Here is an 11,238-nt window from a genome sequence, read left to right as displayed (position 1 = left end):
ACTGGTGCACGCTATCACGCAGTCCCAACGAGAGAGGTCGCCATGACTGACGCCGCACCGATTCAATCCGACACGATCACATTTGACGACTTCGCGAAGATCGACCTTCGCGTTGCCCGGGTGCTGGAGGCCAAGCCGCACCCCAATGCCGACAAGCTGCTGGTGCTTCAAGTCGATCTGGGGAGCGAGCAGCGTCAGATCGTCGCGGGCATTCGCGGGCACTATCAGCCCGAAGACCTGCTGGGCAAGTCGATCATCGTCGTGAAGAATCTTGCCCCGCGAACGATGCGCGGAGAGACGTCAAACGGCATGCTGCTGGCGGCTTCGACCGAGGATCGATCACAGGTGATCCTGGTGACGCCGATGAGCGACGTCCCGCCGGGGGCCAAGGTGTCATAGGGGCCTGCCGGCCCAGAGCAATTCTCAAGCGTGACTACTTCTCAACGGTCTGTTTCTTCTTGCGGCGCTCCCGCTCTTTCTTTACTTCTTTGAGGATGTCCGCAAGCTCTTCTTCTGAGTAGCCCTCGAGTTTGTCAGTAATCTTGGGGTTGTAGCCCATTCGAAGGAGCATGTAGTCCTCGTCGGCTACTTTCTTGTTTCGAGGGACGTTGTCGCCCACCCAGGAGTTCCAGCTCGTCTCCATTTTGTTGCGCGCGTCCAGCGGGAACTGGTCTTCCCATGCACGCAGCCCGTCACCCTTGTAGGTTGTCTGGCGGTCCGCGCCGACGCGCTTCGAAAGGAGGTAGATTGCCCGGAAGTCTTTTCGCCCTTTCACTCCGCCGTGCATCATGTAAGCCGCCAGTGACCAGGCCTGCGCATAATTTAAGAAGCCCTGGTCGCTGGTCATGTCGGCGTGCCAGGTGGAAGGCTCGATCTTCCAGACATATTGGAAGTCCTTCCAGCGATCGGTCTTGTGGATGCGACGAATGACCGGGGCATAACGACCGCGGTCGGGAATGAGGGTGAGATTTTCGTCAGCGGTCTTGTCGAAGTCCCAGTATTCGAAAACCGACGCCTGGCCCTCGTCGAACCAACGCGGGCAATCGACCGGCACGGCCAGTTGAAGCTGGGGGATAAACGACATACCCAAACGTAGGCGCATCTCCATGTGGGCGGCCTCATGCTTCAGAACTCCCTTGGGCCACTTGGCGAAGTCGTCGATGCCGTCGGTGAACTGCATCAGGCGATAGTGCAGTGCCGGCCAGAAGGGGCCGCGATCCGGAAAGGAGAAGTGGGTCATGAACTGTCCGCCGCTGCCGGCCCCGCCGCCGTTCTCGGTGTATTTTTTGCGGCTCTGGAAGATGATGACCTCGATGGCCTCTTTGACTTGCGCAGGCTCGTTGCCGAGCAGTTTCTTATATGCCGCGCCGTACTCGCGGTGCAGCATCTCCATATACATGACGGAGTCGGCGGTGAACTCGGGGCCGATGTCGGTACGGACGATGAAGGGGTGGCCCATGTAGGTCCACAGTCGCTCCGGCCCGCCTTCGATGTTGCCATCCTTGTCGAACTTGATCTTCTTAAGCACGCGCTTGTATCGCTTGTCGTACTTTGCGTCGGTCTCATTGGCGCGCTTGCCCCATCGGACGATCTGCTTCTTGGACGACTTTTTCGTCGCCGTCTTGCTCGACTTTTTCTTTGACTTCTTGCCGGTCGGCTTTTTGGTTTCCTTATCCGGGAAGCGGCAGCACTCGGTATCGCGGGCGGCCACGGTCGACGTTGACGGCGTGACAGGCGCCACGATCGCGATGGCGACCACGAGACCTGCAAGTCGAGCGACGCCGGAGAGGCGCTTTGCGAAGTTCATCAGAGATTCCCTTTCACCGTTGCGAGCAAATTCAAAAAAGGGGGCCCGTCGGTCGGCCCGACGACCGGGATAGATACCGGTTGCAAGGCCTATTGTAGCAATCGCGATGCATCGAGAAAAGCACACAGGCCCAGGAGCCCAGCGTGTTTCTAAGGGCGTGGGGCGGACTTGGGCAGCGGCCGAGTCAGGAAGACAAGCTCGTAACCGCCGGGAAGCGGGTCTCTTCCGACGATCAAATCGGGATCAGTCGCAACTGTGCGGTCGATGCGCTGCGGCAGTGGGTGGGACAGCTCGGGCGGTGGCGGGCCCGGGAGATTCCATGTGTTGCGACCGAGTGTCGCGGCGGCGGTGGGTACGACATAGGCGATGGGCTCGTCCGGTGCGATGGCGTCTTGGTAATGCGAGAGCCGCGACCAGAACGGATCAAACTCCGCGAGTCGACACCTTTGTCCGGTCATGTAGGAGAGCAGGTGCGCGTCGAAGATCTCCGCGACGGCGGGATCGACTTTGCGAGCGACTAATTCGTCGGCGACCACTCGAAGCGGATGCGGATTGCCGAGTTGCTGGTACATGGCGAATTGACCGAAGCCCCAGCCTGCGATGAGGGAGGTGCAGGCCGCGATGGCACCGAGTCTGAATTGTTTGTTAACAGCAATCGCCGCCAGCAAGCCCGGAACAAACGCCCATAGCGGGATGAGGTAGCGGATGGTGTTAAAATCGTGGGCCGCGCCGGACAGCAGGTACAGCACTATCGTGACGGCTGCCCCGATCACCAGCAGGATCGTCGGTGAGTAGAGCCCCGCCCGTAGTCGGATGAATCGGCTGAATTCCTGACGGTGCGAGAGCCAGAGAATCATGACGCCGGTGATGGCGGCGCCGAGTACCAGCCAATTGGCGGCGGCGAGCACGCCTGCCGTCATGATGTCGAGCGGCCTAAACACGCCCATCCGACCGATAGTGACGAGATCGAGAAAGGGTCTTGCGTCGGCGCCGAAGAGCAGCGGCACACCGTGTAGAAAGTAGTCGAGCGTCGATTGGAGTTTCCAGATCGGCCGGATGCCAAGCGGCAGCGACGGGTCCATTTCGCGCATTCCGAGTGCCGCCTCCATGACGTATAGCAAGGCGGGGGCCGCGCCGATCAGCATTCCGAGCATCAGTGGCGCGGCGGGCTGGGCCAGTTGTCGTGCGCGGTGGATAAGATTAAATCGCCGGTGGGCGCATCCGAAGATCGCCGCGCCGACGAGCAGGATCGCGCCGATCGCCAGGCCGCGCGGCAGGAGCCCGAGCAGAATCTCCGATCGAACACGGGAGCCGTCCACATAGACGTACCACACGCAGTTGAGCGTCACGACTGCGGCGATTGCAGAAAGAGGCAGCGAGAATGGACGATTGAGCGCGCGGGCGATCCATCGTCGTGGGGCGGACATCGGTGATTGATTCACCGCGGTGAGTGCGGCGGTGAGTGCGGCGTTGAGCGGGTGGTTCAATAAGTAGTGCAGCGCGATAGGCACGACGAAGAGCACGATTGACGGGTTGATCCATAGGCCCGAGCCGATGAGCACGCCGAAGACAATGCGTCGAAGTGATGCCCGGTTCGGTCGAGGCGCACCTGGCAAAAACCACTCGCAGTAGGCCCATAGTAGCGCCGAGCCCCAGAGGAGGATTTCAATGTATCCCCCTCGGGCGGAGATGGACCATTGGGCAAACATGGGGCTGCTTGCGAGCAGGGCCGCCGCCCCGACGATGCCCCCGGTCCGGCCGAACCATCGACTCAGCATGAGGTACTGCACGACCACGAGCGCGGCGAAGAAGAGCGCGGGCCCCAGTCGCAGCGCGGTGATGGGGTCAGTGACGACGTAGGAGATCGCGGCGATGACGTAGGCCTCGAGCGCACCCATATAGCGCTGGCCGTAGAAAAAGATGGGCAGCGATCGGCCCTCGGCGATGTCCTGCGCCATGAGTCCGACAATGGCCTCGTCGGAGTGGAGGAGCGTCTCACCGCGCTGGATGAGCGGCAGGCGCGCGGCGATGGCGCCGAGGAAGATCGCGATGGCGAGCAGGGCGTCGAGCCGAATCAATCGATGCCGCGTCCAGGTCTGCGGCTCAGGCGACTCGACAATCAGCGGCGGCGCATGGAACCACTCTGCAAACTCCCTCGGTGTGGGGATCGACGGATCGGAAGTTGTACGAGTAACGCGCATGCAGTGCCCCACGAGGGTCGGCGAGACCTCGCAGGTTTTTTCGGTCCGTGGCGGGTGAGGAATTAGGTTTGACCGGGCGGATACTCGGACGTTGCCGCGGTATGGCCGGCGGGGGGTTTAGTACCTGCAGGCAGTGTCGGATGGGGAGCCCTGCAGGACGGTGCTTAGATAGGTCGTCCAGTAGTCCAGGGCCGGTGACAGCGAGGCCCCGGTGGAAAGCGGAGGCGTGGTGATTAATGGAAGATCGGCGGTCCGGCTTTCGAGTAGTGCGATGGCTGCATTGGCGACCATGCGATGCCAGACGTGCGCCGGGTGAACTTCGTCAAAGAAGAGATACTGCGCATGATCGGGGCTTAGTTCTCCGGCTTGCTGGGTGCCGAGAAATCCGCCGGTCCATGCGGGTTTGTTGACATTGGTGATACCAGTCGGGGGGTTGGCGATGGCCTCGGCGAGCAGGGCCGCGGCGTCGAGTCGGTAGAGGCTGATGCCGGGAAGCTGCATGAGTTCATCGAGTTGAATCATCAGGGCCGCGTTGACGTCGCTGCAAAGCGTGGTTGCGGTCGAGCCTTCGGGTATGTCGCGATACTCCGGCATGGAACCGAGATCCGGGAGATTCGGAACGAGGAAGTGCCGGGCTCCGCGTTCGTGAAGCCGTCGCACGGCACCGGCGATGTTCTGCGCGATCTGCTGAGCGGATGTCGTGCAGCCACCGCGAACGTGGAACAGCACATCAATGGAGCCGGTCCAGACCACGACGAGATCGGTGTCTGTCGGCTGCCCCCGGAAGAGGTTGATCTGTTCATGCAGGTTGGGTCCCACGGCAAAGGCATCCCATTGGGCGAGGCCGGATTCGCTACCCGATGCGCCGCAGGCGAAGTTGGTCCCGCCGACCATACTGGCTGTGGCGCTCAGGCCGAATCGGCGGGCCAGCATGTCAATCCAGACTTCCCCGTCGCAGAATCGGCCTCCGTGATAGGGGGCGAAGGGCACGAGTTGCTGGGTGATGGCGAAGACGTTGCCCGTGTCGGAAAAGCTGTCGCCAAAGACGATCAGCCGGGAGAATGGGCCATTGGGGATTTGCAGGGGAGAAAATCCGCACGAGGCGATGAGGGGGAGCAGCACAGTGGCGATCAGGATTCGCCGCATCTTCTTTCCACCTCGCCTTTGACGCCCTGGTTAAGTGGCCCGCCCTGAGTCCCGGGGGCCGACGGCCGCAAGCATAGGATACAATGTCGTTTCTTGCATCCTCTGGAAGGCAAAGGAGGTATGAATCAAGGTCAGGCCCGGTAAGAGCGCGCGATCAGTGGCCTCCGGGGTGTGAAGAAACAGTTTATCGGGCGTGGCGCAGCGAAAGACGGAATAGGCGGGTCCGTTAATTGTTTGGGTGGATGAGGCTTCGAAGCTAGGATACATCTCTATCTATGGTCAATCATCAGGTCGTTTCCACAGTCGGCCCTCGCCGTCATCAGCATGGTTCCGCGCGTCACGCGGCGCATCGACCCTGCGCGTTTACGCTCATCGAGCTGCTCGTCGTCATCGCCATCATCGCCCTGCTCATCGGCATTCTGCTTCCGGTGCTCAGCGCTGCGCGCGCTCGGGGTGAGCGGACGGCCTGCACGAGCAATATTCGCCAGGTCGGGTTTGCGATGCGTTCGTATCTGGACTCGAATAACGATATCTATCCGTTTGGGTCATTCATGCCATCGGTGGACGCATTCCCAGTGTCATCCGGTGAAACGATCTTCATCGCGGATGTCTTGGCGCCACATCTCTCCGGCGATGCGGCGGCCTTTCATTGCCCCATGGATCAGGGACAGATAGAGCGCCCGGCCCCGAGTACGGGCAAGTCCTATTTCGCAACCGAAAAGAGCAGCTACGAGTATCGGAGCCATCTGCTCGGCGGGCAGACCATGAAGACGGCATTGGAGCGGATTCGAGACTTCATCGGCGAGAATCGGCAGGAGAGCTCGATCTGGATTTTTCGCGATTACGATAATTTCCACGCCGAGGGCGGTACCGAAGGCGCCCGGCGATATGTTTACAGCGACGGACGGGTCACTGATTTCGAGAATTAAGGGAGCGACAGTTCATGGACACGCAGAAGAATAAGAAGCCGTTGATCATCGGCGGCATTTCATTGATCGTCTTGGCCGGCGGGGGCTTTGCCCTGGCTGGACTGTTCAAGGCCGAGCCGCAGGATCAGTTGGCCATCACCATCCCGAAGGATGCGACGATGGAGGAACGCGTCGCGGCAATGGACAAGCTCCGCGACCAGATGCGCGACGAGAAGCTGACCGACGAGCAGCGCCGCAAGCTGGGCGAGTCGATGCGGGCGACCTGGGAAGGCGAGATGCAAAAGCGGGTCAACGAGTACTTCAATGCCGACCCGGCCGAGCGCGACGCGATTCTCGACAAGCACATCGATGAGATGGAGCAGTGGCGCAAGATGATGGACGAGCGCCGCGACAAGGAGGAGCAGGAGGCCAAGGACGAGGGTAAGACCGAAGAAGAGATTGAGAAGGAGCGCGAGAAGGAGCGGGAGAAGTGGCGCGATCGGATGAAGTCGCGCAGCCGCGAGGAGCGCAAGAAGGACTCCGAGACGCGCGACCCTAACGAAATGGCCCAGCGCATGGCCTACTTCTCCGCGATACGCAAGCAGATGGAGAAGCGAGGAATCCAGCCGCCGATGGGCCCCGGCGGACGCGGGCCCGGCGGCGGGGGCCGAGGCGGTCGCGGCTGACAATCGGCGCGCGGCGGATCACGCCTCCGGGATTGCCGGCGTGAATGATTCTCAGCAGTATTGTCTTAATCAAAAAATGCCATCTCGACGAACATGAACAGGATCTGGCAGTCGCTGCCTGAGTCTGCCAGAACCGCGCTCGTTGGTTTGATCAAGTCCATGGATATTGAAGACCTGGGGTAGTTCCCACCGAGGCAATTAGCTGCATCGAAGAGCCGGGTTGGCTTGTCCGGCTGAAGGCCGATTGCTCACCCTGGGATTGGATCAACTTTGGGTACAAGCGCAGTCGTACTTTCCTCCACTTCCCGGCCCGCAATTGTGATATCATGGGAGGGTCCAAGAGGGCCATCTGTATGTCACGCGGCGATCAACTGACGCGGCAATGGGAACTGCTTCGCACCCTGCAAACACGCGGTACGGGTATCCCCCTGCGCGAGCTGTCCGAGCGGTTCGGAGTCAGTGAGCGCACCATCCAGCGCGATTTTGAGATGCTTCAGGAGCTGGGTTTCCCCATCGAGCATGACCAAGACGAATGTGGCAAGCGCTTCTGGCGCATGCCGCACGATTTCTTCAGGAGCGGGCCGCTGGTCATCAGTCTCACCGAGGCAGTGGCCCTGCACCTCGCCGAAGAGTCGCTTGCCCCTCTGACCGGAACCCATCTGGCGGATGGCGTCGCCGGTCTTATCGAAAAGGTCCATCAGGCTTTGCCCCCGGCCGCATTGGCCCACTTTGCCAAGCTGGATGAGATCCTTCACGTCCGTCTGACCGGCCAGACCGACTACGCGGCCAAAGCAGAGATCATCCGGACCCTGGAGGAGGCGGCGCGCGAGAGCCTTTGCGTCGAGATCACCTACCGGGCACTTTGGCGTGGCCAGCAATACACCACCCGATGTGATCCACTGGGCCTGGTCTTATACGACGGCGACCTTTACCTGGTCGCGCATTCGCACCGGGCCGGCGCGCTGCGTGTCTTCAAGGCGGCGCGCATCCTGGCTGCGAGCAAGACGACAGTTCAATTCGAGCGGCCGGAGGGTTTTCGGCTGGAGGATCACTTCCGCAGCAGCTTCGGCATCATCCATGCGACGGGCCGGCCCATTGAGATTGCGGTTCGGTTTACCGGCACAGGGGCAGCACTCGTCGAGGAGCGCCTCTGGCATCAGAGCCAGCGTCTCAACTGGCTGGAAGAGGCTGGCACGCTCTTCGAGCATGCGGATGAAGAGCCCGACAATCTCGTGGCAACCTTTCAGCTGGGGGACGTCGTGGAGTTTAAGAGGTGGATTCTCGGCTTCGGCCCACAGGCCGAGGTGCTCCGGCCGGACTGGCTGCGGGCAGAAATTCACCATGAGCTGAACGCGGCGGCGGAACAATACCGCGGCAAGTCGTAGTTAGCCCATCGTCAAGCACCTAACTCGAAAAAAATTTCACCGGCCTGCCGCTGGGCTGTCACTGCGAGCGATCACCCTACGGCCGCCACTTTCGGACGTGCGACACGTCCTGTCACCCCTCCGCATGTTAGGTCTGACGCGCTCTGTCACCGGGTAAATGTAGATTCCTATCTGGTGTCGCGGACTCGCGATGCCCAAGACCCTGGTCACTCCGGGAAGGCGGCCCCCTTCGCGGTCAGTACACCGCCACACCTTCTCACCGATCAAGCGGTCTTCCCCTCAGTCCTGATGCATGGACCCGGTGATTCGCGAGCACGGCCGGGTACAGGCCAAGTCGTCGAATCTGCTCGCAAATTCGGAGCGCTGAAATGACCAAACGGACACGATTGGGTTTCATCGGGATGGGGTTGGCAATGCTGGCGCTGTGCGCCGGAATGGACTGTCAGGGCAATGGTGCGCCGGGCATCCTGCCAACCTGGACGCTGAGCGCCGCGATGCAGGGTGAGGGAACGGTGGAGATCATCACCGAAACAGGCAGTATGCCCTTTGTCAGTGACGTGATTGCGGCTGGGACGATGGTGACCCTCGTCGCGACGCCGGCGGATGGCTGGATCTTTGTGCGTTGGGAAGGCTCAGTCACCGGGAGTAATCCCCAGCTTGCGCTCACTCTGGATGCCGACCATTCGGTAAGCGCCGTATTCGTTGCGGTCGCCGGACTTCGCACGGTATCGATCGAGGGCGCGGCCGGAAGAATGACACTCGCGATTCGGGGCGATCAGGTACGCGGCAACCGGCGGGGCGGGGACTTTGGTGCCGATCTCGAGGGTACCTTGATCGGCAACCAGCTTTCGCTCACCTCCAGCGCGCCAGGCTTCGGAAATGCCGTGCTCACCGCGACGGTCGGTGAAGACGGCTCACTCATCGGCACGATCAATGGCTCGGGCTATGCAAACACACCGCTCTCTGGGGATCCGGTCGCGCTTACCGGATTCAATCACGATGCGGCCGGCCAGCGAACGACGGTCGTGGATGGCACCAATGGCGTGCTGACGGTCAGCGTGCTGGGAACCTCGTTGCGCGGCACATGGCGGATGTTCGGAAGCTTCGGAGCGGATGTCGACGGTACGGTGACGGGCAATCAGATTGCCTTTACCACGACGACTCCTGGATTCTCGGCGGCGACGGTGAGCGCCACGATTCAGCCGGATCAATCGTGGGTAGGGACGATCAACGGTTCTGGCTTCAGCAACGCGCCCTTCTCCGCCCAGCCAAGTTTCTTTCCCTGATGAAGGGACGTCATTCACAACCACCGAATCAGACATTTTCAAATCGTCCGGATGAAAAGAGGAGGCTCGGGGACCCAAGGACCCTGTCGGGGCACCGGCTCTGGGGCCGCAGGGGCGGAGGCGTGACTCTTCGGGGTCGCGTCACGCCCCGGCAGGGCATGCTTGGATTCCTTTGATCGATCATCTCCGGAGGATCCGCATGGACTGTGCGGGAGCATGGCGAGTCCGCCTAGCCCGAATATTTCATCAGGTCGGCGTTGAATAGGAATAGAAAAAGCCTCGAAGCCTTGTAGACTGGGGTTTCTTAAGAACATTCCGGTCCATAGGCAGGGAGGCTTTTTCGTGACAGACTGTAACAGCAAACCGATGTTCTTTTCCAGCCTGCTCAGAAAATCCCGTTCATGCCGCGTTTGTCGTCAAGGAAACGTCGTATCCCAAGTCCTTGAGCTTTCCAACGAGCCGACGCGTAAGTGTCTCTTTGCGCCGTTCGTCGAAGTAAGTTGGTCCCAGTTCGTGGTATTCAGCCCCTGTCGCGACCAGCATGAAGCATCGGACGAACAGGCTGTGGGCCACTGCGACCGCCGCCTTCTTCGGCCCTCGGCGCGAGCGAATGCGACGATAGTGAGCCTGCATGTAAGTTCCGTTGGCTCGTTGGGCGCACCAGGCGGCTTGAACGAATGCCTGTTTGAGCCAGCGATTGCCCTTGCGGGTTCGGCCGCTTTTGTGTTTCCCGGCGCTTTCATGATGACCCGGACACAAGCCGGTCCAGGACGCCGCGTGCCCGTAGGTTGGCCAGGGCAAAGGGTCCACACCCATTTCGCTGATGTAGACGGTGGCCACATCCGGACCGATTCCGCTCACCGCGTCGAGTCGGTCACGAATCTTGGCAAAAGGGCGCATGCGCTCCTCAATCTGTAGTGTCAGTGCATCCATCGCGGCATTCAGACTGTCAATCAGATTGAGATGTGTCTGCAGGAGCAGCCGATGATGCGGCCGTACGTGGCCGGTCAACGCTTCACGAAGTTCCGGCCGCTTCGATCGCATCCGTCCGCGCGCCATCTCGGCCAGCACGTTCGGATTGCATTCTCCCGCGATGATGGCCTTGAGCATCAGCCGGCCCGACACGCCCGCCACGTCCGTGGCCACGCTGCTCAGCTTGATGTTTGCATCCTCCAGCACCTTCTGGATTCGATTGATATGTTGCGAACGCTCGCCGATCAGCTTGGTGCGGGTGCGAACCAAGTCGCGCAGCTCGCGAATCTCGCGCGGCGGAATGAAGCTGGCGCGGACCAACCCGTGAAGGTGCAACTCGGCGATCCATTCGCAGTCCTTGATGTCCGTCTTGCGGCCGGGGAGCGCTTTGATGTGCTGGGGGTTGACCAGCACGACCGGGATCGACGACTCCAGCAGGTTGAACACCGGCTTCCAATAGACGCCGGTGCTTTCCATCGCCACGCTCTCGCAATGCTCGGTCACCAGCCAATCCAGCAGCGACAGCAACTCCCGTGTCGTCGTCCCGACCGTTCGAATCTCCTTCGACACAGTTCCCGCCGAGCCGGCTTTCAACAAGCAGATCGCCAGCATCTTCTTGTGAACGTCGATCCCAGCACACACTCGAAACACTCTTTGCATACTCCGGACTCCCTTCTTGTGCGGCGAGTCGCGGCGGGAACGTCCGTTCAACAAAGAGTCTGCTCAACGTGCTCGATGACTGCTTCAACCATTACGCACGATGCAGTCGATCCGGCAACAAAATACGGCGCCTCCGGACGTTCAGGTCATCCTGGTGCTCGGGTTCGCGACGCCAAGCGGAAACCGA

General features: G+C 60.9%; 9 protein-coding genes. 5 read left to right on the top strand and 4 right to left on the bottom strand.

Annotated features, from left to right (window positions below; translation table 11 throughout):
• The first annotated feature begins 42 nt into the window (after positions 1–42).
• Positions 43–399, top strand: a complete 357-nt coding sequence (gene metG, locus HS101_04570; protein MBE7505544.1) for a methionine--tRNA ligase subunit beta — start codon at positions 43–45, stop codon at positions 397–399.
• Positions 400–433: 34 nt separating this feature from the next.
• Here the strand turns inward: metG and HS101_04565 are convergent, their stop codons facing one another.
• From HS101_04565 to HS101_04555, 3 genes are all read right to left on the bottom strand, one after another.
• Complete coding sequence (locus tag HS101_04565) at positions 434–1,807, bottom strand: hypothetical protein (GenBank protein MBE7505543.1); 1,374 nt, start codon at positions 1,805–1,807, stop codon at positions 434–436.
• 149 nt (positions 1,808–1,956) lie between these two features.
• Positions 1,957–4,008: a glycosyltransferase family 39 protein gene (locus tag HS101_04560; GenBank protein MBE7505542.1), complete on the bottom strand. Its 2,052-nt coding sequence runs from the start codon at positions 4,006–4,008 to the stop codon at positions 1,957–1,959.
• Positions 4,009–4,125: 117 nt separating this feature from the next.
• Complete coding sequence (locus HS101_04555) at positions 4,126–5,154, bottom strand: SGNH/GDSL hydrolase family protein (protein ID MBE7505541.1); 1,029 nt, start codon at positions 5,152–5,154, stop codon at positions 4,126–4,128.
• Between the two features lie 275 nt (positions 5,155–5,429).
• Here HS101_04555 and HS101_04550 point away from each other — a divergent pair, with 275 nt between their 5' ends.
• The 4 genes from HS101_04550 to HS101_04535 all read left to right on the top strand — a co-directional run bounded on the left by HS101_04550 (position 5,430) and on the right by HS101_04535 (position 9,419).
• Positions 5,430–6,083: a prepilin-type N-terminal cleavage/methylation domain-containing protein gene (locus HS101_04550; GenBank protein MBE7505540.1), complete on the top strand. Its 654-nt coding sequence runs from the start codon at positions 5,430–5,432 to the stop codon at positions 6,081–6,083.
• 14 nt (positions 6,084–6,097) lie between these two features.
• Complete coding sequence (locus HS101_04545; protein ID MBE7505539.1) at positions 6,098–6,748, top strand: hypothetical protein; 651 nt, start codon at positions 6,098–6,100, stop codon at positions 6,746–6,748.
• A 353-nt stretch (positions 6,749–7,101) separates the two neighbouring features.
• Entirely contained in the window at positions 7,102–8,133 is a 1,032-nt protein-coding gene (locus tag HS101_04540) for a transcriptional regulator (GenBank protein MBE7505538.1), read from the top strand.
• A gap of 368 nt (positions 8,134–8,501) precedes the next feature.
• Positions 8,502–9,419 (top strand): hypothetical protein, encoded by a 918-nt coding sequence (locus tag HS101_04535; GenBank protein ID MBE7505537.1) that lies wholly within the window; start codon positions 8,502–8,504, stop codon positions 9,417–9,419.
• A 399-nt stretch (positions 9,420–9,818) separates the two neighbouring features.
• On the opposite strand, the gene HS101_04530 is transcribed toward HS101_04535, so the two are convergent.
• The gene (locus HS101_04530) at positions 9,819–11,051 is read right to left on the bottom strand and encodes an IS110 family transposase (protein ID MBE7505536.1); all 1,233 of its coding nucleotides are present in this window, start codon (positions 11,049–11,051) and stop codon (positions 9,819–9,821) included.
• Positions 11,052–11,238 lie beyond the last annotated feature (187 nt).

Source organism: Planctomycetia bacterium (assembly GCA_015075745.1).
GTDB lineage: Bacteria > Planctomycetota > Phycisphaerae > UBA1845 > UTPLA1 > UTPLA1.
The sequence above is the reverse complement of the archived record's forward strand: the minus strand, read 5'-3'. Positions and strand labels throughout refer to the sequence as shown.

Bases quoted from the DNA above. Each gene is read 5' to 3' on its own strand.
- HS101_04530 (MBE7505536.1), bottom strand. From the start codon at position 11,051: ATGCAAAGAGTGTTTCGAGTGTGTGCTGGGATCGACGTTCACAAGAAG.
- HS101_04535 (MBE7505537.1), top strand. From the start codon at position 8,502: ATGACCAAACGGACACGATTGGGTTTCATCGGGATGGGGTTGGCAATG.
- metG (MBE7505544.1), top strand. From the start codon at position 43: ATGACTGACGCCGCACCGATTCAATCCGACACGATCACATTTGACGAC.
- HS101_04565 (MBE7505543.1), bottom strand. From the start codon at position 1,807: ATGAACTTCGCAAAGCGCCTCTCCGGCGTCGCTCGACTTGCAGGTCTC.
- HS101_04545 (MBE7505539.1), top strand. From the start codon at position 6,098: ATGGACACGCAGAAGAATAAGAAGCCGTTGATCATCGGCGGCATTTCA.
- HS101_04560 (MBE7505542.1), bottom strand. From the start codon at position 4,008: ATGCGCGTTACTCGTACAACTTCCGATCCGTCGATCCCCACACCGAGG.
- HS101_04550 (MBE7505540.1), top strand. From the start codon at position 5,430: ATGGTCAATCATCAGGTCGTTTCCACAGTCGGCCCTCGCCGTCATCAG.
- HS101_04540 (MBE7505538.1), top strand. From the start codon at position 7,102: ATGTCACGCGGCGATCAACTGACGCGGCAATGGGAACTGCTTCGCACC.
- HS101_04555 (MBE7505541.1), bottom strand. From the start codon at position 5,154: ATGCGGCGAATCCTGATCGCCACTGTGCTGCTCCCCCTCATCGCCTCG.